Raw genomic sequence first — 26,593 nt, 5'->3', positions numbered from 1 at the left:
GGCTATTCGCGGCGGGGCACCGCTCCCACAAAAAAGAAGCATCACCCCATGTAGGCCTGGCCGCCGTCGACGGCGATGCTCTGGCCGTTGATATAGCGCGCCTCCTCGCTGCAGAGCATAGCGACGAAGCGGCCGATATCCTCCTCGCATTCGCCGATCCGGCGCAGCGGAATGCTGGCCATGAAGGCCGACGCCTCCTCAGGGTTCTGCTCGATCCAGCCCTTGAGCCCCGGCGACTTGGCATGGGGCAGAATGACATTGGTGCGGACATTGTCCGGTCCCCATTCGCAGGCCGCGGCACGGGACAATGCCCGGATCGGTTCCTTCACCGCCGCATAGGCGCCATAGTGGCTGGCGTCCCAGCGCTTGGCCGCGGTGCTGGCGAGATTGACGATGCTGCCGTCGCCCTTGAGGAAGGGGTAGCAGAGTTTCATCAGCCGGAAGGTGGCCATCGGCCCGGACTGCCAGCCCGCCTCGAACGCCTCGTCGCTGACCGCTTCGAGGCTGCCGAGCGGCACCTCCTGGGCGTTGTTGACGAGGATATTGATACCGCCGAAACGGGACACCACCCGGTCGACGCAGGCACTGAGCGACCCGGGATCCTTGATATCGCACTCCACGGCCAGCGCTTCGCTGCCGCGTGCCTCAATCAGCCGGCAGGTCGCCTCGAGCTTCTCCAGTGTGCGGCCGACGACCGCGATTGCAGCCCCTTCGCTCGCCAATGCCAGTGCGATCCCCTGACCGACGCCCTGACCGGAACCGGTTACCAGCGCAATCTTGCCTTCAAGTTTTGCCATTGATGGAACTCCTTGTTGGGGCCGCCTCCCGGCGGCGCCTGTTTTGATGGGACGAAACCGGGGGATCAAGGGTGCAGCACACAGTGCACGCCGCGCGGCGTTGACATGGTGGCGACGCAGCGGTTGCAGTGGATACAGGCGCTGCGCAGATCGGGATCGGCGGCCAGCCGCCGGATCATGTTCGGGTCCTCGATCAGGGCGCGCCCCATGGCGACGAAGTCGAAACCTTCGTCCATCGCCTGTTCGATCGCCGCGGCGCTGGAGACCCCACCGAGGTAGACCAGCGGGATATCGACGGCCTGGCGCACCTGCCGCGCCTCCTCGAGAAAATACAGTTCCCGGAACGGATCGCTCCGGAACAGGGAAACGCCGAGCAACTTCATTGCCAGCCGCTGGACCGGGTTCGGTTCCAGCGGGATCATGTATGGCAGCGGGCTGTCGCCGCGGAACAGATACATCGGCGAGCGGCTGACGAATCCCCCGCTCATGACGATGGCATCGACCCCCTCACGCGCCAGCAGCCGGGCCGCGGCCACCGCGTCCGCCGTGGTCACGCCGCCCTTGAAGCCGTCGCCGAGGTTGAGCTTGGCCAGCACCGGGAAGTCGTCGCCGACGGCCTGGCGTACCGAGGCCAGCACCTCGACCGGCAGTCGCATGCGCTTATCCAGGCTGCCGCCATAGGCGTCCCGGCGCCGGTTCGTGGCCGGACTGATGAACTGGCTCAGCAGGTAACCATGACCCATATGGATCTCGGCGGCATCGAAACCCTGACGTTTGACGAAGGCGGCCGCCTCGCCGTACTCGCGCACCGTCCTGTCGATGTCGCGTTGTGTCATGGCGCCGCTGAACGGCAGTCCTGAAAACAGGCCGTACTGGTTGATGCCGAAGTGCGGTCCCAGCGGTCGGCGGCTAGTGCGCGGCCGGTTGCGGCTGAAGCCGCCGCAATGGGCCAGCTGCGCCGATACTGCGCCGCCCTGCTGATGGACCGCCGCGGTCAGTGCCCGCACCTGCGGCGCGATGCCTTCGTGCATGTACATCTGGTCGCTGAAAGTCAGGCCATCGGGCGAGACCCCGCAGTAGGCCACCGTGGTCATGCCGGCACCGCCGGCGGCAATAGCCGTGTGATGCCCGATAAGATCCTCACCCGGAATACCCTCCGGGCACATGCCCTCGAAGGTGGCGGTCTTGATAATACGGTTGCGCAACGAAAGCCCCGCCAACCGGACCGGCTTCAAAGCTTTATCCAGTCCCACTCAGCTTCTCCTCTTCATTACACGAGAGCCTGGCGCAGTGCCTCGGCGCCCTCGGCGACCGCACGGCGTGCCGCATCCAGCGCCAGTAGCATGCTGGCGAAACCATGAAATACCCCATCGTAGCGGCGAAGGCATGTTGCCACCCCAGCCTGTTGTAAACGTCGGGCGAAAGCCTCGCCCTCGTCCCGCAACGGATCGTACTCGGCGGTAATGACCGTCGCCGACGGCAGGCCCTCGAGGCTGTCACTGCGCAGCGGCGAGGCCAGCGGGTGAGCGCCGTCCTGTGGCGTCGCCAGATAGTGCGCCCAGAACCACTGCATCATCTCCCGGGACAGCAGATAACCCTCCCGGTGCTCCAGATAGGACGCGGTATCGAAACCATGGTCGGTCACCGGATAGAACAGCAGCTGGTGCCGCAGTGCCGGCCCCCACGTTCCCGTGCCAGTTGGCAGACGGCAATGGCCAAATTACCGCCGGCGCTGTCACCGGCGACCGCCAGCCGCTCAGGATCGATGCCGAAGTCGCCGGCGTGCTCTGCCACCCAGCAGGTGGCGGCAAAGCAGTCTTCGGGCGCCGCCGGGAAAGGGCTTCCGGCGCCAGCCGGTAGTCCACCGCCACGATCAGAGCTCCGCTCTGTTGCGCCAGCATGCGGCAGAAGCCGTCATGGCTTTCAAGGTCGCCGATGACAAAGCCGCCGCCATGGAAAAACATCACGGCGGGACCGCCCGCGGCGTCCCGCAGGCGGTATAGTCGCAGCGCCAGATCGCCGCCGGGACCCGGGATGACCAGGTCCCGTACCTCGACGCCGGGAAAATCCGGCACCGGAACGGACATCTGGGCAGAGATCTGCCGATACGCCTGCGGCTCGAGCGTCGACACCGGCGGCATCGACAGCGCATTGATCTGTTCGAGTATGAGCTTGGCTTGTGGATCGAGAGGCATGGAGACTCCTGGAAAATATAAGAGAGCAACCGGCTGCGGCTGCTCTGCTTCAGAACGCCGCCATCTGATAGACGGGATTGCTGCCGGACACCAGACCGTCGACACGCCGTTTGAGCGGCTCTTCAAACCCGGCATGGGACATGACCCAGAAGCGATTCTGGCACACGGCATCGAACACCTGACCGGCCAGGGCTTGCGGATCTATGCCTGCAGCGATTCCCTGGCGCAGCATCTGTGCGAATGGCTGCTCTTCGGCCGGGCCTGGTGCGGCCGGGTTGGCCAGCTCCGATGGTCGATGCTGCTCAGAGTCGACGATGGCCGTGGCAACCGGCCCCGGACATACCACCGAAACCTTGACCGGCGACTGCTCTGCCTGCAACTCGAAATGGAGGGTTTCCGAAAGCGCCACGACGCCCTGCTTGGAAACCGTATAGGGCCCATTCATCGGTGCTGCGAGCAGGCCGGCCATCGAGGCCATATTAACGATATGGGCAGGCTCGCCACGCTCGAGCATCAACGGAACAAAACTGCGGATGCCATTGATCACGCCCCAGAGATTGACGCCCAGGACCCACTGCCAGTCCTGCAGGCTACGCTCCCAGCAGCGGCCGGTCAGCAGTACACCTGCATTGTTGAACAGCAGATCGACACGGCCGAAAGCCGCGAGGGTTTCCCGTGCAAGTCGGTCGACCTGAGCGGCATCGGAAACATCGGTCGGCACGGCCAGCGCCCGGGTGCCTCTTGTCTTTAGCTGTCGGCGCAATGCATCGAGGCGTTGTCGATCGACATCGGCCAGCACCACCGCCATCCCTTCATCGGCGGCACGCAGCGCCAGCGCCTCGCCAATCCCGCTGGCGGCACCGGTCACCACCGCCACCTTTCCTTCGAATTCCGTCATTAGGTCCCCTTATTGTTCTTCGGCACATCGCTTTTCGCTTGCAGCTGCCGGTCAGGCCTGCGCTTTCGACCCGCAGCTTGCCGCTGCCTATTAAGGGTTATCGCAAAGACAAGCAGCAGCGCCATCGTCTGTTCGGACGATGCCTTTATATCGCCGAGCAACAAGAATCCACACAAAGCGTGGCAGTTTTAGCCAAGTTGCCCGCCACGCATGGAAACCCTGACAACAAGTATCGGGAGTGGACCGAGGCTCCCAGCCTTTTCCAAGGAGAACAGAGATGGCGCAACCGCACCGAATCGAAGCGAAACCGATCGAAGACCGCTATGCCCGTGGCTGGCATTGCCTGGGACTGGCCAGTGATTACAAGGATGGCAAAACCCATACGCTGAACATCTTCGGCACAAAACTGGTGGCCTATCAGGGGGAAGAGGACGGCGAAATCCACATTCTCGACGGCTACTGCCCGCATATGGGGGCCGATCTCGGCAAGGGCTGCGTCGAGGGCAATGCCCTGCGCTGTCCGTTCCATGCCTGGCGCTGGGGCGCGGACGGGGTCTGTGACGATATCCCCTATGCCAAGCGCATTCCGCCGAAGGCCCGAATCAAGCAGTGGCCGGTATGCGAGCAAAACCATCTGCTGTTCGTCTGGAACGACCCGGAAGGCAACCCGCCGCCGGCCGAAGTCGCGATTCCCCGCATCGATGCCTGTGATTCAGACGAGTGGTCCGACTGGGTGATCGCGAAGATGGTTATCGACACCAATTGCCGCGAGCTGGTCGACAATATCGCCGACAAGGCGCATTTCGGCCCGGTCCACGGCTCCCCGCTGACCCGCTTCAGCAATATTTTCGAGGGACACGTGGCCACCCAGATCATGCATGGCCGCAGCAAACGCCTGTCGGGCGCCGGAGAGCTGCGCACCCACGCGGTCTACTATGGCCCGGCGTACCAGGTGGTCGACATGAAGGGTGAAATGGAGGGCACGCCGATCGAGTCTATCCTGCTCAACTGCCATGTGCCGATCGACCTGAACAGTTTTGAGCTGCGTTACGGTGTGCTGGTAAAAAAGATCCCCGGGCTCAGCGACGCCCAGAACCAGGCCATGGCCGAAGCCTACGTCCAACAGGCCCAGGCGGCCTTCTACGAAGATGTCGATATCTGGCATACCAAGACGCGGGTCGACAATCCGGTGCTCTGCGACGGTGACGGCCCGGTGGGTAAGTTGCGTCAGTGGTACGCGCAGTTCTACATGGATGCGGCAGACGTACCGGCCAGCCTGAAGGAACGCAAGGCCTACGACTTCGAGTCTGCAGAACCGGTGTAATGGCATATGCAGATAAGCCTCCGGTCGCCCCTGTGGCGACCGGGCGCTGGCTTTTCGACAATGCGGCGGTTTTTAAGTTACTCTCCATCGTCTCCGGTGTACTGCCTTGGATGCTCTGATCCCTGGATACAACGGACTGAAGCACCGGACGGCCCCATGGCTCAGGTGATCACCCCATATAACTATAATTACTCAACCTCTATGCATGAACTAATTGCCCCCGATGATTTCAACCGCCTCATCGAAGCCGTTTATGAAGGGCCGATGGAAGCCGTTCCCTGGGAAACCTTCCTGAATGAACTGCGGACACTGGTCAATGCCCAGTACGGCAGCCTGATCCTGCGCTCGCCCTCTCTGGAGGACACGGGTCTGACCATTAATGTCGGCCCCACTTCCACCGAGGCTTCGTCAGCCTACAGCGACCATTTCTATGCCCTGGATCCCTTTGTCGGCCTGCCGCGCAACAAAATGGTGACGATCCAGGAGTTCCTGTCGCTGGAAGACTGGACCAAAAGCGAGTTTTACCTGCAGTTCCTCGCCCCGGTCGACGTGCTGCATATCATGGGGGCAGACCTGAAGACCCGAGACGGAGTCGAAACACGGCTGCGACTGTGCCGTACCCGCGACCAAGACGACTTCGGCGAGCGCGAAAAGGCCATCTGTTCCTTGCTGCTGTCGCACCTGGAACGCTCGATCCAGCTGCATCACCGCCTCAACCGCATGGAGTCTGAGCGTAATGTCTACGCCGGCGCCGTCGACCAACTGGCAGTGGGCACCATTATTCTCGACGAGAAAGGCCTGGTCATGGAGACCAACCAGGTCGCCAACAATCTGATCAAGGCCCTGGATGGCATCAAGTTGACGAACGGTATCCTGCAAGTCGGCACCAACGAGGATACCGCCGAACTCAAGCGCATGGTCAGCCGGACCCTGAGCGCCCAGCGCCGAGCCGAACCGACCGTGGTCGAGGCGCTACGGGTTTCGCGACCGTCCGGACGCACGGACCTGGGTATCATCGTCCGCTCCGTTCCCAGTATGCAATGGTCGGAGGGCAAGGCCTGCCCGGCGGCGGTCATCTTCATCAGCGACCCGGAACAGGAGGCGCAGGCACCGCAGGAAGTGGTCAAACAGCTGTTCGGCCTGACACCGGCCGAAGCCTCGCTGGCGATGCTGCTGGCCAACGGGCTGACGCTCGATGAAGCCTCCGAAGAGCTGGAAATCAGCCGCAATACCGCCCGCGCCCACCTGCGCTCGATCTTCTCCAAGACCGGTGTGACGCGCCAGACCATGCTGGTGCGTCTGATCCTCAAGAGCGTTGCCTCCCTCGGCTGAACGCTGGCGACCGGGCGCGACAGCGGGCGCGTCCGGTTCCTCCACCCGCCATTCTTCTCCGCCAGGGTCGTAGCCTCGACCGTGGCGCTACCCGTCTGCTGGCAACCGCTCCTGCGTTGCCAGCACACCCGCGGGGCAGCCACCCGCCCCTGGCGGCGCCCGTCATTTTCCATATATTTTCATAACAAAATCAACAACTTACAACTTAGTCCCCGTCATAGATCACGCCCAATGCGTAGTCTTTTTGGACGATGCCCGTGATTGTCAGCCGATGCGATAGTAGCCACTCGGGCCAGCTGGCCGGCAACAGAACGAAGTCGATACGCCCCCTCGGGCGCGACCGCAGACTTCGACCCAACGCATCCGGGGACAACATGAAAAAACAACAACGAGGTATTCCGATCCTGCGGCTGCTCGCATTGCTGCTGCCGCTCGCAGCCACCGGCGCCGAGGCGAACAGCGACTTTCTCGAACAACCCTCAAAGGCCTCCGGGCATGCGGCTCGGTCGCTGCTGCTGGACGTCACCCGTGCCGGAGAGCGGCTCGTGGCCGTCGGCGAACGCGGTCATGTGCTCTATTCCGACGACCAGGGCAGGCAGTGGCAGCAGGCGCAGACACCTGCCATCGTCACCCTGACCGCCGTGTATTTCCCGACGCCCGAGCATGGCTGGGCCGTGGGACATGACGGACTGGTGCTGCACAGCAGTGATGGCGGCAGGCGCTGGCAAAAGCAGCTGGACGGCTTCGAAGCCAACCGGCTGGTACGGCAGCGGCTCGAGAGCGGAATCGAGTCCGTGCAACGGGAGCTGGCGACCGCCGGACCCGAGCGGCAGGAAGACCTGCAACAGCGCCTTGAAGAACTGCAGTTCCGGCTCGAGGACGCCGAAATCGCCGTCGACGAAGGCGCCACCAAGCCGTTTCTCGACGTCTGGTTCGAAAACGAGCGCGAAGGCTTCATTGTCGGCGCCTACGGCCTGTTCTTCCGCACCGAGGACGGCGGCAACAGCTGGATGCCCTGGTTCGAGCATATCGACAACGCCTTCGGCTACCACTACAACGCCATCACCGAGTCCGGCTCGAGCCTGCTGCTGGCCGGCGAGGCCGGCACACTCTACCGCTCCCGCGATGCCGGCCGCAGCTGGGAGACACTGGCGTCTCCCTACGAGGGTTCCTGGTTCGGTTTGACGACCTGCACCGACAGCGATACCACCCTGCTGTACGGGCTGCGCGGCAACCTCTACCGCTCCACCGACCAGGGCGAAAGCTGGCAAAAGGTTCCGCTCGGGGACCCGGTTACCCTGAGTGGCGGCAGTTGTCGCGGCAACGAAGCCGTGCTGACCAGCAGCGCCGGGCTGGTGTTCGAGAGCCTGGATGGCGGCGCCAGCTTTCGGCAATCGAGCCAGGACCGCATCCCCTACAGTGCCGCCTCCCAGACCGATGACGGCCGTGTGATTCTGGTGGGCCTGGGCGGAGCCCGGGCGATTCCGAACCCGACTTCCGAAGCGAAGGCCAAGCCATGACCCATAACAACAAATCGCTGCACAACCATCTCCAGACCTCGAACGACGACAGGGGGCCACTGCTGGAACGGCTTTTCTTCGGCTCCCGGCCGCTGTTCCTGCTGCTGTTCCTGGCCGTCACCCTGGTGCTCGGCTACCAGGCTTCGCGCCTGAAGCCCGAAGCCAGCTTCGAGAAGATGATTCCGTCCCAACACCCCTATATCGCCAACTACCTGAGCCACAGGGACGACCTGGCGGGGCTGGGCAATGCGGTGCGCATCGCGGTCGAAACCACCGAGGGCGATATCTTCACCCGCGATTTTCAGCAGCTGCTCAAGCAGGTGAACGACGAGGTCTTTCTGCTGTCCGGCGTCAATCGCTCCGAGGTGAAGTCGATCTGGACCCCCAACGTGCGCTGGACAGAAGTCACCGAGGAAGGCTTTATTGGCGGACCCGTGATCCCGGACGACTATGACGGCTCGTCGCGCAGCCTCGAGGACCTGCGTGCCAATGTCATGCGCTCGGGCGAAGTCGGCACCCTGGTGGCGAACAACTTCCAGTCGGCGCTGATCTACGCGCCCCTGTTCGACCTGGACCCGGAAACCGGTGAGCCGCTGGACTACCAGCGGTTCTCCGAGCGGCTGGAGAAGCTGGTCAGGGACCGCTACCAGAGCGAGACGGTGCGCATCCATATCACCGGCTTCGCCAAGATCGTCGGCGACCTGATCGACGGCGCCACCCAGGTGGTACTGTTCTTCGCCGTCGCGCTGCTGATCACCCTGGTGATGCTCTATCTCTATTCGCGCTGCCTGCGCAGCAGCCTGATCACCCTGCTCTGCTCGGTCACGGCCGTGATCTGGCAGCTCGGTCTGTTGAAAAGCCTGGGATTCGGGCTCGACCCCTATTCGATGCTGGTGCCCTTCCTGGTATTCGCCATCGGCGTCAGCCATGGCGTCCAGATTATCAACACCATCGCCCAGGAGAGCCTGCAGGGCGCCGACCGGCTGCAGGCGGCACGCCGCGCCTTCCGTGCTCTCTACGTGCCGGGACTGACGGCACTTGTAAGCGACGGCATCGGCTTCGCGACCCTGCTGGTGATCCAGATCGAGGTGATACAGGACCTGGCGATCGCCGCCAGCGTCGGCGTCGCGGTAATCATCCTCTCGAACCTGGTGCTGCTGCCGATTCTGATGTCCTACAGCGGCGTCAGCCCGGCCAGCACGCGCCGCCTGGTGCTGCAGAACGCCCGGCCGCACCCGGTCTGGAAGGGCCTGGCGAGGCTCACCGGCACCCGCCCCGCGCTGTTGACCGTCGTGGCCGCCGCCCTGCTGCTGGGTCTGGGCCTGCACCTTGGCCAGAATCTCAAGATCGGCGACCTCGACACCGGTGCGCCGGAACTGCGCCCGGATTCACGCTACAACCTCGACAACGCCTTTATCGGCGGCAACTATTCGGCCAGTACCGATATCTTCGTCACCCTGGTCCGGACGGCGCCTGAACAGTGCATGGACTACCGGACCCTGGCCGCCATCGACCGCTTCCAGTGGCACATGCAGAATGTTCCGGGGTGCAGTCGGTGACGACGCTCGCGGACTACTCCAAGCGCGGCATCGCCGGCATGAACGAAGGCAGCCTCAAGTGGCTGGCGCTGAACCGCAATCAGCAGATCTCCAACATGTCGCTGAGCCGCCCGCCGGCCGGCATGCTGAATTTCGACTGCAGCCTGACGCCGGTGCTCATTTACCTCAATGACCACAAGGCCGAGACCCTCTCCGGGGTCGTCGCCGCAGCCGAGGCCTTCGCCCGGGACAACAATTCCGACGACATCCGGTTCCTGCTCGCCGCCGGCAACGCCGGCATCGAAGCGGCCACCAACATCGTCATCGAAAGCGCCCAGTACAAGATGCTGGCCTGGGTCTACGGCGTGGTGGCACTGCTGTGCCTGATCACTTTCCGTTCGATCCGTACCGTGACCTGCATCATCGTGCCGCTAGCCTTCACCTCGGTGCTCTGTCAGGCGCTGATGGCCTGGCTGGGTATCGGCATCAAGGTGGCGACGCTGCCGGTGATCGCGCTCGGCGTCGGCATCGGTGTCGACTACGGGATCTATATCTACAGCCGGCTGGAGACCTACCTGAAACAGGGCCTGTCGTTGCATGACGCCTATTTCAGCACCCTCAGGAGCACCGGCAAGGCGGTGGCCTTCACCGGCCTGACGCTGGCAATCGGCGTCGGTACCTGGGTGTTCTCGCCGATCAAGTTCCAGGCCGACATGGGTATCCTGCTGACCTTCATGTTCCTCTGGAACATGCTCGGCGCCCTGGTGGTGCTGCCGGCCCTGGCCCGGCTGCTGGTGCGGCCGGCACCGCGGACCGAAACGGCCGGGCAGCCGGCGACCACCCGCGTGGCGGCCTGAAATAAAGAGAGGGCCCCTAGGGGCCCTCGATGCTGTTTGCCGGATCTCCTGTCAGGCAATCAGCAGGGGACTTCTGCGCCCTTGCGGGAGTACCAGAACCAGGTCACCAGGATGCAGGTGACATAGTAGCCGATGAAGGTGTAGAGCGCGGCTTCCGGACCGCCGGTCAGGGAGATCGAGGTACCGTAGGATTTCGGGATGAAGAAGGCGCCGTAGGCGGCAATGGCCGAGCTGAAGCCCAGCACCGCGGCGGATTCCTTGCCGGCATCCTTGAGCGCCTGGGCCATCGCCTCCTTGCCCTTGCCTTTGGCGGCACGCTCGCGCTCGGTACGGAAGATCACCGGAATCATGCGGAAGGTCGAGCCGTTGCCGACACCGGTGGTGATGAACAGCAGCATGAACATGGCGAAGAAGCCGGCGAAGTTGCCACCCTCTCCGTTCGACGGCAGGAAGGCCAGCACACCGAACACCGCGCCGATCATGATGACGAAGTTCCACAGGGTCACGCGGGCGCCGCCAAGCTTGTCGGCGACCCAGCCGCCCAGCGGACGGGCGATGGCGCCGACGAAGGGGCCGAGCCAAGCGTATTTCAGCACGTCGACGTCCGGAAACTGGGTTTTCATCAGCATCGGGAAGCCGGCGGCGTAGCCGATGAAGGAGCCGAAGGTGGCGATATAGAGCCAGGTCATCAGCCAGTTGTGCTTGCGCTTGAAGATCACCGCCTGCTCCTTGAACGAAGCGTTGGCGCTGGCGATATCGTTCATGCCGAACCAGGCCGCCACGGTGAAGATCAGGATGAACGGCGCCCAGATAAGACCGGCGTTCTGCAGCCAGATGCGGGTACCGTCACTGAGGGTCTGACCGTCGCCGCCCAGGGCGCCGAACACCGCACCGGTGATCACCAGCGGCACCGTGAACTGCATCACCGACACACCCAGGTTGCCGAGGCCGGCGTTCAGGCCCAGTGCCAGACCCTGCTTGGCCTTCGGGAAGAAGAAGGAGATGTTGGCCATGCTGGAGGCGAAGTTGCCGCCGCCGAAACCGCACAGCAGCGCGATCAGCACGAAGGACAGATAGGGCGTTTCCGGATCCTGCACCGCGAAGCCGATCCAGAGCGCCGGAATCAGCAGCGAGCCGGTACTGAGCGCCGTCCAGAGCCGGCCGCCGAAGATCGGCACCAGGAAGGAATAGAAGATACGCAGGGTCGCACCGGACAGCCCCGGCAGCGCCACCAGCCAGAAGCGCTCCTGGACGCTGAAGTTGAAGCCGATCGCCTCCATCTTGACGACCACCGTACTCCAGACCATCCAGACCGAGAAGGCCAGCAGCAGACAGGGAATCGAGATCCAGAGGTTGCGATTGGCGATGCGGGCACCGCGTTCGCGCCAGAAGGCCTCGTCCTCCGGACGCCAGTCGTGTAATACATGCCCGACCTGAGCGGGCTGCAGGGTGGTTGTCGTCATCTTCGACTCCTTTGGGATGGCAGTCATCCCGTCACTGGACATTGACTTGGGATCACCGGCGGCTGCCGGCCCATCCGAAGTTGCTGACCTGAATCCCGTCATCCGCGGCGGGGTTCAGGTTCGAAAGCCCCCGCATCCCGGCGCTGTGGCTCAGCGTCTGGCATGGCGGACTCCCTGAGAAAATTGTTGGCGATCGCCTCCTGCAGCCGACGCTGCCGGCTGTCGTGGGCAATGCCGTAGTACATTGCGATCATGCACAGCGCCAGCAGGCCGTAGAGCAGCATGAAGCAGGAGCTGCGCACACCCAGCACATCGGCGGCGACACCGAACATCACCGGCAGCACAAAGCCCCCGACCGCCCCGATCGCCCCGACCATGCCACCGACTACCCCGATGCGTTCCGGGTAGTAGTCGTAGATGATGCGAAAGACGCTGGCCTTGCCGAACCCCATCGCAACAGCGACCACCGTGACCAGTGCGGTGAAGACCGGCAGCGGCATCTCGAGGCTCAGGGTCACGTCCCGGTCGATGCCGTGTATGGTCATGGTGGTCGGCGGATAGGAGAGGAAAAACAGGCACACCAGGCAGACCCAGAACACCGTCCAGTTCACCTGGCGGGCACCGACATGATCGGCGCACCAGCCCCCGACGATGCGGGTCAGAGCGCCGGGCACGGTGAACATCAGCGTCAGAAAGGAGGCGCTGCTGAAGTCCAGGCCGTAGTGGCTGTGATAGTAGTCCGGCAGCCAGAGCGTCAGCGCCACGAAACCGCCGAACACGAAGAAGTAGTAGAGGCCGAAGCGCCAGACCCGGGCATCGCGCAACGGTGCCAGCTGGGTTGTCAGGCTCAGCGCCCGGCTTTCGCGGCGACGCCGGATCTGACCCGGATCGTCGCGGGTCAGGGACCAGAAAAGCAGCGCCAGCAGCGCCAGCACCACGGCATAGACCACCGGTACGGTGCGCCAGCCATAGGCCATGACAATGATCGGGACCATCAGGTTGGTCAGGGCGGCACCGAGATTGCCGGCGCCGATGGTGCCCATCGCCAGTCCCTGATGGACGGGGTCGCTCCAGGCCGACGCGAAGTGGATGCCGAGGGTGAAAGCGCCGCCCGCGAGGCCGATGCCGAGTCCGAGCAGCAGGTACTCGCCGAAACTGTCGGCCCGGGACAAGCCGTACAGCGGCAGGCTGATCGCCAGCATCAGGGTGAGCAACAGACTGCGACCGCCAAACCGTTCCACCAGCAGTCCCAGCGGCAACCGTATCAGGGCCCCGGTCAGAATGGGCGTCGCCACCAGGATGCCGAACTGGGTTTCGCTCAGCGCCAGCTCCTCCTTGACCTGCAGCCCGATCACCGAGATCAGCGTCCAGGCGGCAAAGCAGGCCGCGAAGGCGAGCGTCGCCATCAGGATGGCGGCGGTCTGTTGCTGTTGGTCGTTGGCGAACATGGCATGTCTGGCTGACTGGAGGGTTCAGCGCCAGACTAGGCAATCTCCGCCAAGCTTTTGTTGATCGAAATCAAAAGCTAACCCTCTGAAAAATATGAAAAAATCCGCCAATACCACTTTAGTGGTAACCCCAGTAAACCTTGTAAACCGATGTTTTTGCGGATAATTTCACTGCTACGGACAAACCCGGCCCGGGGCGGCAATGCCCCCTGTCTCTTTGTGAGTATTCCGACGGCGTGAGAATTCTTAAGAACTCCATTATTGCCCGCTTCGGCGCGGCGATGTTCGCGATCAGCCTGATGGCCCTGGTCAGCATGATCGGCTCGGTGCTGGTCGCGGAATCGACCCAGGGCAATGCCGCCGGCATCAATGTCGCCGGTTCCCTGCGCATGCTGTCGTACCGCCTGCTCGCCGACACCCAGCAGTTTCTTATCGCGCCGTCGCCCGCCACCCGGCGCGATGTCGAGCAGTCCGTGGCCCTGTTCGAGGAGCGGCTGCGCAGTCCGATCCTGGGCCGGGTGCTGACCGAGGACCCGCTCAACGAGCGCCGTCAGCAGTTCCTCCAGATCCAGCAGACCTGGCAAGAGCAGCTGCTGCCGGAGGTGCAGCGCGCGCTGTCCGGTACCGGCCCCTTCCATCAGGCCAGCTACAGCGACCGCACCGCCCTGTTCGTCTCGCAGATCGACGACCTGGTGCAGCTGCTCGAGCGCAGTACCGAGTCGCGCATCCGGCTGCTGAGCCTGGTGCAGGCGATCAGCCTGTTCTTCACCCTGGTGGTGATTGGTATCGCGATCTTCGATATCAAGTTCAGCCTGGTCAATCCGCTGCACCAGTTGGTGCAGATGGCGCGCCGGGCCAGTCGCGGCGACTTCAGCGCCCGCACCGATCACCAGAGCCAGGACGAACTCGGCGTGCTCGGCAGCACCCTGAACCAGATGGCCGATGAACTCTCGCGCATCTATGCCGACCTCGAAAAGCGGGTCGAGAAGAAAACCGCCCAGCTGCAGAAAACCAACCAGCAACTGCAACTGCTGTACGAGACCACCCGCCGCTTCAACCACGGCGACGATATCTGCCACAGCATGATGCCGGTATTGAAGCAGTTCGAGGCCATCGGTCCGTTCAGCCCCATTTCGGTGACCCTGCTCGAACCCCAGAGCCTGCGCCGCTACCGCCATCTCACGACACGCTCGCCGCACCGCCCGACCGACTGCCAGGACGACAGCTGCAACAGTTGCATCGTGCCCGAATCCGACGCCCGGCCACACCAGGCACTGACGATACCGATCCGCAAGCAGGGACAGTATTTCGGCGACCTCTGCGCCGAGTACCTGCCGGACCAGGCCCCGGACGACTCCTCGATCTCGCTGCTCGAAACCATTGTCGAAAACCTGGCGACGGCGCTGTCGCTGGAACTCAAGGCGGAGCAGGAACAGAAGCTGTCGCTGGTGGAAGAACGCACCGTCATTGCCCGCGAGCTGCACGACTCCCTGGCCCAGTCGCTGTCCTACCTGAAGATGCAGGTCGGGCGGCTGCAGATGCTGCAACGCAAGGGTGCCGACGCCGGAACGATCGACGAGGTTGTGGAGGAGCTGCGCAACGGCCTCAACAACGCCTACCGCCAGCTGCGTGAACTGCTGACGACCTTCCGTCTCAAGCTCGACCAGCCGAGTCTCGAGGCGGCGCTGCTGAGCACGGTCGAGGAGTTCTCGCAGCGGCTGCAGAATCCGGTCGAACTGAATTACGACACCGGCCACCTGCTGCTGACGCCGAACGAGGAGATCCACCTGTTGCAGCTGGTGCGTGAAGCCCTGGCCAATGTCGTCAAGCACGCCCAGGCCACCGAGGTACGCGTCGGCGTCAGCGGCCGGCAGAACCGCATCGAGGTCTCGGTCGAGGACAACGGCGTCGGGCTCGCCAGCAGCTACGATACCAGTGTCCATCACGGCCTGATCATCATGCAGGACCGTACCCGGATTCTCGACGGCGAACTGCAGATCGCCAACAGGCCCGAGGGCGGCGTGCGCGTGCAGATGAGCTTCGTGCCGAACCAGATCAAGTCCCGTAACAACCGCATCCAGGTGAACACCCAATGACCGAGCCGTCCGATACCACCTCCATCCTGCTGATCGACGACCATCCGCTGCTGCGTACCGGCGTCAAGCAGCTGATCGAACTGGACGAGGGGCTCAAAGTCGTCGGCGAGGCCAGCAACGGCCACGACGGCGTGATGCTTGCGACGGAGCTCGACCCGGATCTGATCCTGCTGGATCTCAACATGCCCGAGATCAGCGGGCTCGATACCCTGGAGATGCTGCGCGATGCCGGCGTCACCTCACGCATCCTGATGTTCACCGTCTCGGACTACGAGGAGGATGTGGTCACGGCACTGAAGAAGGGCGCGGACGGCTACCTGATCAAGGATATCGAGCCGGAAGAGCTGCTGCAGAAGCTGAACCAGGCGGCCGCCGGCAAGATGGTGATCAGCGAACGGCTCACCGCCATTCTGGCCCAGGCGTTGCAATCGGGCCGCAACAGCGCCGCCGCGGACCTGGCCAGCCTGACGGCCCGCGAACGGCAGATCATCAAGCTGATTGCCGGCGGGCTGTCCAACAAGCTGATCGCGCGCAAGCTCAATATCGCCGAAGGTACCGTCAAGGTGCATATCAAGCACCTGCTGAAAAAGCTCAACCTGCGCTCGCGCGTCGAAGTCGCGGTCTGGGTCACGCAGCAGAAGCTTTAACGGCGCAGGCGATACAGCGACTGTAGGTTGGGTGTAGCGGCGTGAAATGACGCAGCATCAGCCCTCCGCGCGGGTTTTCAGCCGCGCAACCCAACACCATTTTCCGTGCTTACCGCGGCCAATCGATCTGTACGGCGATCGATATGATGGGTTGCGCCGCCGTCCGCGTCAGTGCCAACCGGAAAGCGCACCATGATGGCGGCTCCACCCATCCTACCCCCATTGCCCCCGCTTACCTGATTACACCCTCTCCCGCCATGCAGACGGGGAAGAAAATCCTTTAATTTTCAGTCTGTTAATAATTAAAACCCGTTATACCACTTTGGTGGTACAAACAGGGCCACCGAGCAAAGTCCCTCCGGTTTATGTTGATTTGCATCAAAGGCGCGGGCGCCGCCACTGAGTACCTTTGACGCCAGTTTAAGGTCGTTTCTCAGGGAGAACGCTCATGTCCACCGACAAACTTCGGTTGCTAAACTTCGGCGACCCCAAGATCAAGACGCTCCATATCACCTGGTTCGCCTTTTTTCTCACCTTCATGGTCTGGTTCAGCTATGCCCCGCTGATGGCCTTCATCAAGGAGTCCTTCGACCTGACCACGGCCGAGGTCAAGGCACTGCTGATCCTCAACGTGGCACTGACGATTCCGTCGCGTATCGTCATCGGCACCCTGGTCGACAAGTACGGCCCGCGCGCCGTCTACAGCCTGCTGCTGGTACTCGGCGGCCTGGTCTGCCTGGCGTTCGCGGCGGCCCAGACTTATGAGCAGCTGGCGGCGCTGCGCTTTCTCAGCGGCTTTATCGGCGCCGGCTTCGTGATCGGCATCCGCATGGTCGGCGAATGGTTCCCGGCCAGGCAGGTCGGCATCGCCGAAGGCATCTACGGCGGCTGGGGCAACTTCGGTTCCGCCGCGGCGGCCATGACCCTGCCGACCCTGGCGGTGATGTTCGGCGGCGAGGACGGCTGGCGCTATGCCCTCGGGATGACCGGCGTAATGGCCATCCTGTACGGCCTGGTCTACCGCAAGATCGCCCACAACACCCCGAAAGGCTCGACCTACTTCAAGCCCAAGAAACATGGCGGTCTGGAAGTGACCAGCAAGGGCGATTTCGTCTTCTACATCCTGATGAACCTGCCGATGTACGCGGCGCTCGCGGTACTGAACTGGAAACTGGGCCCGGCCAACCTCGGCCTGCTCGACGACTTCAGCAACAACGCCATCTACCTGGTGCTGGTGCTGCTGTTCCTGATCCAGCTGCGCACCATCTATCACGTCAATGAAGAGAACCTCAAGCACGGCGTACCGGCGATCCAGCGCTACAAGTTCAAGCAGGTCGCGGTGCTGGATGTCGCCTACTTCGTCACCTTCGGCTCGGAACTGGCCGTGGTCTCGATGCTGCCGCTGTTCTTCCTCGACACCTTCGAGGGGCTGTCCCCGGTCACCGCCGGTCTGCTGGCCTCGGGCTTCGCCTTCATGAACCTGGTGGCGCGCCCCACCGGCGGGCACTTCAGCGACAGGTATGGCCGTCGTAACGCCCTGTCGATCCTGATCGCGGGCCTGGCCGTCGGCTACTTCGTGCTGAGCCAGATCGACGGCGGCTGGTGGATCCCCCTCGCCGTGGCGGCCACCATGATGTGTTCCTTCTTCGTTCAGGCCGGGGAAGGCGCGGTGTTCGCCGTGGTGCCGCTGATCCAGCGCCGCATGACCGGCCAGATCGCCGGCATGGCGGGTGCCTACGGCAACGTCGGCGGGGTCTGCTACCTGACCATCCTGTCCTTCGTCGACTACTCCACCTTCTTCATGCTGATCGCCGCATCCGCCGCCGTGGCCTTCCTCAGCGTGCAGTTCATGGACGAACCGAGCGGTCAGATGGCCGAAGTGCTGCCGGACGGCACCGTGCAGCTGATCGATGTCGAGTAAAGTCCAGTGATGTGTGACGGGTTAGGCGTGACGCGTCACTTGTCACGCGTCACCGTGACCGCCATGGATGGCGGAAATCCTGAAAATGCAGGAGCATTTTTCAGGGAACGAGTAATCTGAAACCATGCATCTCGACGGCGAAATCAGCATCACCAGCGCCCAGGTCAGCGAAACGGGTCTCAAGGCCCGCAACGAGGACTGCCTGGGCTTCTTCATGCCGGTGGGCAACCTGCTGACCACCAAGGGCGCCTGCGCCCTGATCGCCGACGGCGTCAGCACCGCCGAGGCCGGTGCCGAAGCGGCCGAGTACTCGGTGCGCGAGTTCCTCAGCGACTACTTCGATACCCCCGATATCTGGACGGTGAAGAAATCCGGCCAGAAGGTGCTGACGGCGATCAACCGCCGCCTCTATGCCCGCAGTCACGAGTACCTCTCGACCAGCCGCGGCCATGTCTGCACCCTCTCGGTGCTGATCCTGAAATCCCGTACCGCCCACCTTTTCCATATCGGCGACAGCCGCATCTATCGCCTGCGCGCCGGCGAACTGGAATGCCTGACCGAGGACCACCTCACCCGTCTGAGTGAGAGCAACAGCTGCCTGTCCCGGGCCCTGGGAATGGATACCCACCTGGAGATCGACTACCGCACCGTGACGCTCGAACCCGGGGATCTGTTCCTGCTCAGTACCGATGGCATCCACGACTTCATCAGCACCGATGCGTTGCAACGGCTGATCGACCGGCAGGACCTGGACCAGGCCTGTCATGAACTGGTGGCGGCGGCGCTCGATGGCGGCAGCGGCGACAACCTCAGCTGCCAGTTGGTGCGGGTCGAACACCTGAGCGATGAATCCCTCGACGACCTGACGGACAAGCTGACCGCCCTGCCCTTTCCGCCGGACCTCTCGCCGGGCCTGAAACTCGACGGCTACGAAATCACCGCCGAACTCTATGCCAGCAGCCGCAGCCAGCTGTACGAGGTCCGGGACCTGCAGAACGGCCGCCTCTACGTGATGAAGACGCCCTCGGTCAATTATTGCGACGATCCGGCCTATATCGAGCGCTTCGTCATGGAGGAGTGGGTCGGCAGCCGCATCGACAGCCCCCAGGTCGTCAGGGTCGTGACACCGAACCGGCCCAAGACCTTTCTCTACTACCTGATGGAAAAGATCGAAGGGGTGACCCTCGAGCAGTGGATCGCCGAACATCCCGACCCGAGGCCGTCCGACGCCATCGATATCGTGCGCCAGATCGCCGCCGGCCTGAAGGCCTTCCATAGCCGTGAAACCCTGCACCAGGACCTCAAGCCCGGCAATATCCTGATGACCCCCGAAGGCCGGGTGAAGATCGTCGATTTCGGCTCGGTCCATGTCGCCGGCATCGACGAGATCTTCGTGCCGCTCGAGCGCGACCGCATACTCGGTACGGTGCACTACTCCGACCCGCTGCTCCGCCTCGGCCACTGCACCGGCATCAAGGGCGACATCTATTCGCTGGCGTCGATCTGCTACGAGATCTTCACCCAGCACCTGCCCTACGGCGATGCGCTCGAACGCTGCCAGCGCCCCCGGGACCTGCGGCGCCTGACCTATATACCGTCGAGCCGCTACAACCCCATCCTGCCGGTCTGGTTCGACCGCACGCTGGAAAAAGCGCTGTCGACCGACCTCGACGAGCGCTACGACAGTCTGGACGCCTTCCTGCAGGACCTGACCCACCCCAACCCGGAGCTGCTGACTCCGCGGGACACACCGCCGGAACACCGCGGCATGCTGGTGTTCTGGCAACTGATGTCGCTGATCTGGTTCGTCTCGGCGCTGCTGCTGGTGGCGCTGTTCTGGCTCGGCTGAGGCGCGTGACGCGTAACTCGTAACCCGTCACCTTCTTTTCACACCGCCTCGCGCCACTCGAAGCGGGGAAACAGGCGTTCGAGACCCGCCCGCAGCTGCGCCAGTACGCTGGCAGCAGGACGGCGGGGCGCCGCGAGTTCGGGGTTCAGGCAGTCGTGGCCATGGCTCAGCTGGATCGCATAGTGCCGTACGCCGCGGCCGGCCAGGTCTTCGCCCAGGCGCAGCACCTGTTCGGGCGCGAACAGATGCCAGTTGACGGTGGTACGGCACTCGAAGGGGGTGCTGGACTCCAGCAGCAGGTCGACGCAGCGGGCATTCTGGGTTTCGAGGTGGGGACGACCGGTGATCAGCCGGTACTGGTCGGGGCCAGCCTTGACGTCGAGGCCGACCCAGTCGAGCAGGCCGAGCAGCTCCGCCAGCCGGCCTGAATTGACGCCGGCGCTGTGCAGACCGACCTTCAGCCCCAGTGCCGAGACCCGCAGCATGGCGTCGCGCAGATCGGCGTGAACCGTCGGCTCGCCGCCGCTGAACACCACCGCCTCGACGAAGTCCCGGCGTTTGTCGATCCAGGCCTCGACCGTCGGCCAGGTCATCGCCGCGACTTCACCCTGGTACGGGATCAGGTGCGGATTCTGGCAATAACCGCAGCGCAACGGACAGCCCTGGGTATAGAGCACGCAGGCCAGATGGTCGGGAAAGTCGATCGTGGTCAGTGGCGTGATACCGCCGACCGGAAGCTGAAGTTCGGTCGCCGCTTTCATCGAAAACCTCCCATGGCGCCATCGATAAATCCCCGGCACCGCCCGGCGAGAGCCGTACCGGGGGCCAGGGAAATGAATGGTTACGGGTTACCGGTGACGCGTCACTCGTCACCGGTCACCCGTCACCTTTTCTCGACAAAATGCGTTCGTTCGCGATGCTCCGACTGCTTGCCGGCATTGAACTGGGCCACCGGCCGGTGATAGCCCATGACCCGGGTCCAGACCTCGCAGCGCTGACGTTCTTCAGGCTTGAGCAGGGTTTCGTTTTTCATTGGTCGCTCCTTGGCTTGGTTGTGCTTGGTTTTGCTGTTGTCTCTATCTACGGCGTACCAGCCACAGTGCCAACCGAAGGCAAGGCGCCTCCGGCGCCTATGGTGGGTTCCCTGAAAACCGCTCCTGCGTTTTCAGGGTTCCCGCCATCCATGGCGGTTACGCCGCCACAATGTTTCTGTAGTGCGGACAGGCCGTGCCAGGGCGGCTAACCCACCCTACGACTCAGCAGCACCCTACGACTTACCACGATGCCCCGTAGGAGCGGCGCCCCGCTGCGAATCGGTCTGGCACGGTGGTTATTCGCCTCGGGGAAGTGCCCTTTGGGTACGAGGCTCCTACGACTGCTTTCTCATCAGAATCTCCTCGTCGCAGCGCGGACAGAACTCGTGTTCGCCGCTCAGGTAACCGTGGCGCGGGCAGATCGAGAAGGTTGGGGTCACCGTCAGGTATGGCAGCCGGAAGCGGCCGAGCGCCCTCTTGACCAGCATCTTGCAGGCGCGAATGCTGGAGATCCGCTCGCGCATGTACAGATGCAGCACGGTGCCCCCGGTATAGCGGCACTGCAGCTCGTCCTGCAGTTCCAGGGCGGTGAAGGGATCCTCGGTATGGCTCACCGGCAGCTGGCTGGAATTGGTGTAATAGGGATGTTCGGCGCTGCCGGCCTGCAGGATGCCGGGCAGGCGCTTGCGGTCCTCGCGGGCGAAACGGTAGGTGGTGCCCTCCGCCGGCGTGGCCTCGAGGTTGTAGAGGTTGCCGGTCTCCTGCTGGAACTGGCGCAGCCGGTCGTTGATATGATCGAGCAGCCGCAGCGCCTCCCGCTGCCCCTCTTCGCCGGCGATATCGAGGCGGTCGCCGCTGAAGTTGCGCAGCATCTCGTTGATGCCGTTGACGCCGACGGTCGAGAAGTGGTTGCGCAGCGTGCCGAGGTAGCGCTTGCTGTAGGGAAAGAGCCCTGCGTCCATCAGGTCGGCGATGACGCGGCGCTTGAGCTCGAGGCTGTCGCGGGCCAGCTCCAGCAGAGCATCGACGCGGCGGTAGAGGCCCGGCCAGTCGCCGGCAAAGAGGTAGCCGAGGCGGGCGCAGTTGATCGTCACCACGCCGACGGAGCCGGTCTGCTCGGCCGAGCCGAAGAGGCCGTTGCCGCGCATCAGCAGCTGGCGCAGGTCGAGCTGCAGCCGGCAGCACATCGAGCGCACCATGTTCGGTTCGAGGTCCGAATTGAGGAAGTTCTGGAAGTACGGCAGGCCGTACCGGGCGGTCAGTTCGAACAGCCGGTCGGCATTGGGGCTGTCCCAGTCGAAATCCGTTGTGATGTTGTAGGTCGGGATCGGGAAGGTGAAGACCCGGCCGCGGGCGTCCCCTGCCATCATCACCTCGAGATAGGCCCGGTTGATCAGGTCCATCTCGTCCTGCAGGTCGCCGTAACAGAACGGCATCTCCTCGCCGCCGATCACCGGCACCTGTTCGGCCAGGTCCGCCGGACAGCGCCAGTCGAAGGTCAGGTTGGTGAACGGCGTCTGGGTGCCCCAGCGCGACGGCACGTTGAGGTTGTAGATCAGCTCCTGCATGCACTGGTAGACGCTGTCGTAGTCCATCCGGTCCTTGCGCACGAAGGGCGCCAGGTAGGTATCGAAGGAGCTGAACGCCTGGGCGCCGGCCCACTCGTTCTGCAGGGTGCCGAGGAAATTGACGATCTGGCCGACGGCACTCGACAGGTGCTTCGGCGGCCCGCTCTCGGCCCGTCCCGGCACCCCGTTCAGCCCCTCGAACAGCAGGGTGCGCAGCGACCAGCCAGCGCAGTAGCCGGACAGCATGTCCAGGTCGTGGATATGGATGTCGCCCTCGCGGTGGGCGTGGCCGATTTCGGGACTGTAGACCTCGTTGAGCCAGTAGTTGGCGATCAGCTTGCCGGAGATATTGAGGATCAGGCCGCCGAGGGAATAGCCCTGGTTGGCGTTGGCCTGAACGCGCCAGTCGCTGCGCTCGAGGTATTCATCGACGGCGCTGCGCACCTCAACGCTGGCGTGCAGGTTGCGAAGCTGTTCCGGGCTCGGCGAGGCCTGTGCTGTACGGGTCATCTGTCTGCCATCCTATGCACTATATGTTGTGCTGCCTGTTCTTCATAAACACCATATGTTGTTCATTATCGACATCGACCCGGTTTTACCCCTTGATCATTGTCAAGGGGGCCAAAAAAGATCGGGCTACCATGGCGCCTCTTCGCATCCGTAACGAGGCCACAGGATGATCAGGCTACCGAAACCGAGACTTCCCGATCCCCGCCCGCTGCTGCGCCTGGCGCACCGTCCGCTGCCCTTCTTCGTCCAGCGTCGCCTGGTCGAACCGCTGCTCAATCGCGCCTTCGCCGGCCCCTGGCGGAAGATGCCTTCGAGCTGTTGGAAGAGCACCGCATCGGACTGGATATAAGGGACCTGCAACTGCAACTGCGCCTGGGCTGCGAGGGTCGGCGTCTGGTGCTGCATGACGGCAAGGCGCCCGTGGATACCTGGATCCGCGGCGACAGCGCGGAATTCCTCTGCCTGGCGCAGCGGCGCGAGGATCCGGACACGCTGTTCTTCCAGCGCAGGCTGCTGATCGAGGGCAATACCGAGCTCGGGCTCGGCATCAAGAATCTGCTCGACAGCATCGACTGGAACGAGCTGCCGCAGGGTTTCAGGTGGGGCTTGAAACTCGCCGACCGAATCAGCCCGGCCACGGCGGGTTAGATAGGGATCCGCGCCCCGCGGCGAACAAAACCGGCACCCTGCCAAACCTTTCGCAGCGGGGCGCCGCTCCTACACACTCACAAGCTTCATCCCCGGCTCGCCGTACCAGTAGCCGTTGCAGCTGTCGGCATCGACCAGGGCGATGCCGGCGGGCTCCCCGCCGTCGAGGCGCTGGCGAAAGCGCCGGATCACCGTCTCGAGTCCCTGTTGTTGCGGACTCAGGCGCAGAATATCGACACCGATACGGTCCATGGCGCCAAGCTGGTGCTCGAGGTTGTAGTGGGCATGGGACAGGGTCTGGATGCCGTTGATGGTGAACAGCCCCTCCTCCTGGGAGCGCATCGTCAGGCCGTCGGGATAGTCGATGCAGCAGAAACCGCAGTTGTCCTTGGGCAGGTTGCGATAACGGGCGGTGAAGCAGCGCGCGGCATAGGCCAGCGGCAGGCGGCCGTAACCGAACACCTCGGTTTCGAGACCTTCGTCCAGGCCGGCATCGCGGGCCTGCTGCAGCAGCTGTTCCAGTGTCCGGGCACCGAGTTCCACCGGCATCACCCAGCGGCGCATACCGGCGCGGTGAAGCCGTTCCAGCGTCGCCAGGTTGTAGATGTTGATCGAGGGGCCGGTCACGAAGTCGACCCCGCGGCCGCTCAGCAGCTGCACCGCGGCCATGTCGTTGGCCTCGACGCGAAAGCGGCCCTGCCCGCAGATCCGCTCCAGCGCCAGCAGCTCGGACTCGGCCTCGAGCAAGGCCTGCGTCGACAGCACCACTTCCTTGCCGGCATTCGCAAGCCGTTCGGCCAGCTCGAGCCAGTCCTTGAGCCGCAGTTCGCGGCGCTTGGCGCAGACCGTTTCGCCGAGATAGACGATATCGACCGGCGCATCACTCATCGCTTCGTAGAATTCGAATACCTGCCGGCGGGGCCAGAAATACAGCAGGGGTCCAGGAAAGTCGCATTGGCTGCTCCTTGGCTGATTGCGGCATTACTGCCAGGCCCGGTGATAGGCGCCGAGGGTGGTGGTGGAGCCCTCGGACAGGTCGGTCAGGGTCTTCTGCCACTGCGGCCTGGCTGCGCCGGGGGCGGCATCCAGCGCCTCGCGCCAGACCCGGGTCACCTGGCCGACATAGGCCGGACTGCGCTGGCGTCCCTCGATCTTGACCGCGGTGATGCCGATTTCGCGCAGCTGCGGAATCAGGTCCAGGGTATTGAGACTGGTCGGCTCCTCCATGGCGTTGTAGACCTGCCCCTCGACCTCGAAGCGCCCCTTGCACAACGTCGGGTAGCCGGCCTTCTCGGCGGGCCCGTAACGGTCGATCAGCACGCCGTTGAGACGGGACTCCAACCCGCGCGAGGTTTCCTGCCACTGCACCGCCTTGGCCGGCGAACAGGCACCGCAGGTATTGGGCGACTCGTCGGTGAGGTAGGACGACAGATAGCAGCGCCCCTCGACCATGATGCAGAGGCTGCCGAAGGCGAAGACTTCCAGCTCCACCGGGCTTTTCGCCGCCAGCTGGCGCACCGGGACAGCGACAGCACCCGCGGCAGCACCGCGCGGCGGATACCGAACTGCTGCTGATAGAAACTCAGCGCCTGGTAGTTGGTCGCCGAGCCCTGCACCGACAGGTGCCGGTTCATCTGCGGATGAGCATCGGCGGCATAGCCGAGCACGCCCATGTCGGCGGCGATCAGTGCATCGACCTGCAGACCGGCCGCCATGTCGATGGCCTGGCGCCACTGCTGCCAGCCGGTCGGCTGCGGATAGGTATTGATGGCGCAGAGCACGCGCACGCCACGGCTGCGGGCATAGTCGATGCCCTTCTCGGCCTTGCGGCGATCGAAATTCAGCCCGGCGAAGTGGCGGGCGTTGGTGGCATCCCTGAAACCGAAATAGACGGTATCGGCGCCGTTGTCGACGGCGGCTTTCAGGGCGGGAAAACTTCCGGCCGGACAGACCAGCTCCATACCGGCTCCTCCTGTCGCTTGATAAAGGAGCGCAAGGTAGCAAGCCGGGACCGGTGGCGACCTTGACAATCCTCAAGGCGCCTCCTTTGCGGATTACTCCGACATCAGCATCCGCTGTTCGAGCTGTCCCTGCAGCTCGATATTGAACGCCTGGGCCGAACGCATGTGTTCGAGCATCAGCGCCCGCGCCCGTTCGGCGTCGCGCTCGCGGAACGCCCCCAGCAACTGCTGGTGATACTCCAGGTTGGCGCAGGAGAACTCGCGCTGCTCCGGCAGCTTCGCCTTCTTGAAAATCACCAGATCACGAATCAGGTCGTTGAGGAAACGGCCGATAAAGGCCAGCAGCGGATTGGTGCAACGCTCGGCCAGCACGACATGAAACTCGAGCTCGGCGATGCGCTGGGCGATACGCTCGTCGAAATCACGGGCCGGATGATCGCAGCGCTGCACCAGCGCCTCGAGCCGCTCGAGATCCGCCTCGCTCAACAAGGGTGTGACCTGGGCCGCGATTTCCGGCTCCACCAGGGTCCGGAGCGCATAGATATCGGGCCCGCCGGGCTGTTCGAAATGCAGGAAGTTGCGCAGCAGCTGGCTGGCGCGCTCGTAGGGTACACGCTCGAGCACGGCGCCGCCGTTGGGGCCGGTTCGGATGCTGACCAGGCCCTGCACCTCCAGCGACTTCAGCGCTTCGCGCACCGTACCCTTGGCACAGTCGAACTGTTCCATCAGCTCGCGTTCGTTGGGCAGTCGGTCGCCGGGCTGGCGGCCGTTGACCACGACCCAGCGCTTGATCGAGTCGACGATCTGATCGGCCCGCTTGATGCGCCGGGTGGGCCTGAATCCTGCGTTTTCGATGTTCATAGGGGCTTCTTGGTTGGGGGCAACCTATTCTGCCATGTCGGGATATTTTTGGTACAGGGTTGATTTAGCCTATTTATTATAATAAATATACCAATACGCGACCAAGACACTCGCCCACCGACACAG

General features: G+C 63.5%; 21 protein-coding genes and 2 pseudogenes. 11 read left to right on the top strand and 12 right to left on the bottom strand.

The window, feature by feature from the left end; translation table 11 throughout:
* Window positions 1-41: 41 nt before the first annotated feature.
* From ACFQDL_RS19690 to ACFQDL_RS19675, 4 genes and pseudogenes are all read right to left on the bottom strand, one after another.
* The gene (locus ACFQDL_RS19690; protein ID WP_379910502.1) at window positions 42-797 is read right to left on the bottom strand and encodes an SDR family NAD(P)-dependent oxidoreductase; all 756 of its coding nucleotides are present in this window, start codon (window positions 795-797) and stop codon (window positions 42-44) included.
* 65 nt (window positions 798-862) lie between these two features.
* A complete protein-coding gene (locus ACFQDL_RS19685) occupies window positions 863-2,050 on the bottom strand; it encodes an NADH:flavin oxidoreductase (RefSeq protein ID WP_379910501.1) in 1,188 nt (395 codons plus the stop codon).
* 17 nt (window positions 2,051-2,067) lie between these two features.
* Window positions 2,068-2,992 (bottom strand): annotated as a pseudogene (locus ACFQDL_RS19680) (alpha/beta hydrolase).
* 49 nt (window positions 2,993-3,041) lie between these two features.
* Window positions 3,042-3,890: an SDR family NAD(P)-dependent oxidoreductase gene (locus tag ACFQDL_RS19675; protein ID WP_379910500.1), complete on the bottom strand. Its 849-nt coding sequence runs from the start codon at window positions 3,888-3,890 to the stop codon at window positions 3,042-3,044.
* Between the two features lie 277 nt (window positions 3,891-4,167).
* On the opposite strand from ACFQDL_RS19675, the gene ACFQDL_RS19670 reads away from it, so the two are divergent.
* The 5 genes from ACFQDL_RS19670 to ACFQDL_RS19650 all read left to right on the top strand — a co-directional run bounded on the left by ACFQDL_RS19670 (window position 4,168) and on the right by ACFQDL_RS19650 (window position 10,461).
* On the top strand, window positions 4,168-5,214 hold the full coding sequence (locus ACFQDL_RS19670; protein WP_379910499.1) for a Rieske 2Fe-2S domain-containing protein: 1,047 nt from the start codon (window positions 4,168-4,170) through the stop codon (window positions 5,212-5,214).
* Between the two features lie 264 nt (window positions 5,215-5,478).
* A complete protein-coding gene (locus tag ACFQDL_RS19665) occupies window positions 5,479-6,546 on the top strand; it encodes a helix-turn-helix transcriptional regulator (RefSeq protein WP_379910498.1) in 1,068 nt (355 codons plus the stop codon).
* Window positions 6,547-6,920: 374 nt separating this feature from the next.
* Window positions 6,921-8,066, top strand: coding sequence for a WD40/YVTN/BNR-like repeat-containing protein (locus ACFQDL_RS19660; RefSeq protein WP_379910497.1), 1,146 nt, complete (start codon window positions 6,921-6,923; stop codon window positions 8,064-8,066).
* A complete protein-coding gene (locus tag ACFQDL_RS19655; RefSeq protein ID WP_379910496.1) occupies window positions 8,063-9,625 on the top strand; it encodes an efflux RND transporter permease subunit in 1,563 nt (520 codons plus the stop codon). Before ACFQDL_RS19660 ends, ACFQDL_RS19655 begins: the two co-directional genes overlap by 4 nt.
* Entirely contained in the window at window positions 9,622-10,461 is an 840-nt protein-coding gene (locus tag ACFQDL_RS19650) for an efflux RND transporter permease subunit (RefSeq protein ID WP_379910495.1), read from the top strand. The genes ACFQDL_RS19655 and ACFQDL_RS19650 overlap by 4 nt, the downstream gene beginning before the upstream one ends.
* A 59-nt stretch (window positions 10,462-10,520) precedes the next feature.
* Here the strand turns inward: ACFQDL_RS19650 and ACFQDL_RS19645 are convergent, their stop codons facing one another.
* Together ACFQDL_RS19645 and ACFQDL_RS19640 are read right to left on the bottom strand one after the other, a co-directional pair.
* Window positions 10,521-11,924, bottom strand: coding sequence for a NarK family nitrate/nitrite MFS transporter (locus ACFQDL_RS19645; protein ID WP_379910494.1), 1,404 nt, complete (start codon window positions 11,922-11,924; stop codon window positions 10,521-10,523).
* Window positions 11,925-12,022: 98 nt separating this feature from the next.
* Window positions 12,023-13,372 carry a nitrate/nitrite transporter gene (locus tag ACFQDL_RS19640; protein ID WP_379910493.1) on the bottom strand — a complete coding sequence of 450 codons (1,350 nt, stop codon included), beginning with the start codon at window positions 13,370-13,372 and terminating at the stop codon, window positions 12,023-12,025.
* Between the two features lie 236 nt (window positions 13,373-13,608).
* On the opposite strand from ACFQDL_RS19640, the gene ACFQDL_RS19635 reads away from it, so the two are divergent.
* The 4 genes from ACFQDL_RS19635 to ACFQDL_RS19620 all read left to right on the top strand — a co-directional run bounded on the left by ACFQDL_RS19635 (window position 13,609) and on the right by ACFQDL_RS19620 (window position 19,885).
* A complete protein-coding gene (locus tag ACFQDL_RS19635; RefSeq protein WP_379910492.1) occupies window positions 13,609-15,468 on the top strand; it encodes a type IV pili methyl-accepting chemotaxis transducer N-terminal domain-containing protein in 1,860 nt (619 codons plus the stop codon).
* The gene (narL, locus tag ACFQDL_RS19630) at window positions 15,465-16,115 is read left to right on the top strand and encodes a two-component system response regulator NarL (protein ID WP_379910491.1); all 651 of its coding nucleotides are present in this window, start codon (window positions 15,465-15,467) and stop codon (window positions 16,113-16,115) included. Before ACFQDL_RS19635 ends, narL begins: the two co-directional genes overlap by 4 nt.
* Window positions 16,116-16,563: 448 nt before the next feature.
* Window positions 16,564-18,036 (top strand): NarK family nitrate/nitrite MFS transporter, encoded by a 1,473-nt coding sequence (locus ACFQDL_RS19625; RefSeq protein WP_379910490.1) that lies wholly within the window; start codon window positions 16,564-16,566, stop codon window positions 18,034-18,036.
* A gap of 124 nt (window positions 18,037-18,160) precedes the next feature.
* Window positions 18,161-19,885, top strand: coding sequence for a protein kinase domain-containing protein (locus ACFQDL_RS19620; RefSeq protein ID WP_379910489.1), 1,725 nt, complete (start codon window positions 18,161-18,163; stop codon window positions 19,883-19,885).
* Between the two features lie 38 nt (window positions 19,886-19,923).
* Here ACFQDL_RS19620 and ACFQDL_RS19615 read toward each other — a convergent pair whose 3' ends face one another.
* The 3 genes from ACFQDL_RS19615 to ACFQDL_RS19605 form a co-directional block, all read right to left on the bottom strand.
* Window positions 19,924-20,646 (bottom strand): anaerobic ribonucleoside-triphosphate reductase activating protein, encoded by a 723-nt coding sequence (locus tag ACFQDL_RS19615; RefSeq protein WP_379910488.1) that lies wholly within the window; start codon window positions 20,644-20,646, stop codon window positions 19,924-19,926.
* Window positions 20,647-20,768: 122 nt separating this feature from the next.
* A complete protein-coding gene (gene nrdD, locus ACFQDL_RS19610; protein ID WP_379910487.1) occupies window positions 20,769-20,918 on the bottom strand; it encodes an anaerobic ribonucleoside-triphosphate reductase in 150 nt (49 codons plus the stop codon).
* A gap of 336 nt (window positions 20,919-21,254) precedes the next feature.
* The gene (locus tag ACFQDL_RS19605; protein ID WP_379910486.1) at window positions 21,255-22,997 is read right to left on the bottom strand and encodes a ribonucleoside triphosphate reductase; all 1,743 of its coding nucleotides are present in this window, start codon (window positions 22,995-22,997) and stop codon (window positions 21,255-21,257) included.
* A gap of 166 nt (window positions 22,998-23,163) precedes the next feature.
* On the opposite strand from ACFQDL_RS19605, the gene ACFQDL_RS19600 reads away from it, so the two are divergent.
* Entirely contained in the window at window positions 23,164-23,346 is a 183-nt protein-coding gene (locus tag ACFQDL_RS19600) for a hypothetical protein (protein ID WP_379910485.1), read from the top strand.
* On the top strand, window positions 23,316-23,645 hold the full coding sequence (gene ubiT, locus ACFQDL_RS19595) for a ubiquinone anaerobic biosynthesis accessory factor UbiT (RefSeq protein ID WP_379910484.1): 330 nt from the start codon (window positions 23,316-23,318) through the stop codon (window positions 23,643-23,645). The genes ACFQDL_RS19600 and ubiT overlap by 31 nt, the downstream gene beginning before the upstream one ends.
* Before the next feature lie 69 nt (window positions 23,646-23,714).
* Here the strand turns inward: ubiT and ACFQDL_RS19590 are convergent, their stop codons facing one another.
* The 3 genes and pseudogenes from ACFQDL_RS19590 to ACFQDL_RS19580 form a co-directional block, all read right to left on the bottom strand.
* Window positions 23,715-24,578, bottom strand: coding sequence for a U32 family peptidase (locus ACFQDL_RS19590; protein WP_379913197.1), 864 nt, complete (start codon window positions 24,576-24,578; stop codon window positions 23,715-23,717).
* A gap of 48 nt (window positions 24,579-24,626) precedes the next feature.
* Window positions 24,627-25,606, bottom strand: a pseudogene (gene ubiU, locus ACFQDL_RS19585) (ubiquinone anaerobic biosynthesis protein UbiU).
* A 93-nt stretch (window positions 25,607-25,699) separates the two neighbouring features.
* Window positions 25,700-26,467, bottom strand: coding sequence for a FadR/GntR family transcriptional regulator (locus ACFQDL_RS19580; RefSeq protein ID WP_379910483.1), 768 nt, complete (start codon window positions 26,465-26,467; stop codon window positions 25,700-25,702).
* Window positions 26,468-26,593: the final 126 nt, after the last annotated feature.

The organism is Marinobacterium aestuariivivens (assembly GCF_042661465.1).
GTDB lineage: Bacteria > Pseudomonadota > Gammaproteobacteria > Pseudomonadales > Balneatricaceae > Marinobacterium_A > Marinobacterium_A aestuariivivens.
Note: the sequence above shows the minus strand (reverse complement) of the source record. Positions and strands in the feature narration are given on the sequence as shown.

What these genes read in the sequence shown, in the direction of transcription:
- ACFQDL_RS19645 (WP_379910494.1), bottom strand. Translation starts at nt 11,924, where the DNA reads ATGACGACAACCACCCTGCAGCCCGCTCAGGTCGGGCATGTATTACAC.
- ACFQDL_RS19625 (WP_379910490.1), top strand. Translation starts at nt 16,564, where the DNA reads ATGTCCACCGACAAACTTCGGTTGCTAAACTTCGGCGACCCCAAGATC.
- ACFQDL_RS19615 (WP_379910488.1), bottom strand. Translation starts at nt 20,646, where the DNA reads ATGAAAGCGGCGACCGAACTTCAGCTTCCGGTCGGCGGTATCACGCCA.
- ACFQDL_RS19665 (WP_379910498.1), top strand. Translation starts at nt 5,479, where the DNA reads ATGGAAGCCGTTCCCTGGGAAACCTTCCTGAATGAACTGCGGACACTG.
- ACFQDL_RS19690 (WP_379910502.1), bottom strand. Translation starts at nt 797, where the DNA reads ATGGCAAAACTTGAAGGCAAGATTGCGCTGGTAACCGGTTCCGGTCAG.
- ACFQDL_RS19670 (WP_379910499.1), top strand. Translation starts at nt 4,168, where the DNA reads ATGGCGCAACCGCACCGAATCGAAGCGAAACCGATCGAAGACCGCTAT.
- ACFQDL_RS19640 (WP_379910493.1), bottom strand. Translation starts at nt 13,372, where the DNA reads ATGTTCGCCAACGACCAACAGCAACAGACCGCCGCCATCCTGATGGCG.
- ACFQDL_RS19655 (WP_379910496.1), top strand. Translation starts at nt 8,063, where the DNA reads ATGACCCATAACAACAAATCGCTGCACAACCATCTCCAGACCTCGAAC.
- narL (WP_379910491.1), top strand. Translation starts at nt 15,465, where the DNA reads ATGACCGAGCCGTCCGATACCACCTCCATCCTGCTGATCGACGACCAT.
- ACFQDL_RS19675 (WP_379910500.1), bottom strand. Translation starts at nt 3,890, where the DNA reads ATGACGGAATTCGAAGGAAAGGTGGCGGTGGTGACCGGTGCCGCCAGC.
- nrdD (WP_379910487.1), bottom strand. Translation starts at nt 20,918, where the DNA reads ATGAAAAACGAAACCCTGCTCAAGCCTGAAGAACGTCAGCGCTGCGAG.
- ACFQDL_RS19580 (WP_379910483.1), bottom strand. Translation starts at nt 26,467, where the DNA reads ATGAACATCGAAAACGCAGGATTCAGGCCCACCCGGCGCATCAAGCGG.
- ACFQDL_RS19660 (WP_379910497.1), top strand. Translation starts at nt 6,921, where the DNA reads ATGAAAAAACAACAACGAGGTATTCCGATCCTGCGGCTGCTCGCATTG.
- ACFQDL_RS19605 (WP_379910486.1), bottom strand. Translation starts at nt 22,997, where the DNA reads ATGACCCGTACAGCACAGGCCTCGCCGAGCCCGGAACAGCTTCGCAAC.
- ACFQDL_RS19600 (WP_379910485.1), top strand. Translation starts at nt 23,164, where the DNA reads ATGATCAGGCTACCGAAACCGAGACTTCCCGATCCCCGCCCGCTGCTG.
- ACFQDL_RS19620 (WP_379910489.1), top strand. Translation starts at nt 18,161, where the DNA reads ATGCATCTCGACGGCGAAATCAGCATCACCAGCGCCCAGGTCAGCGAA.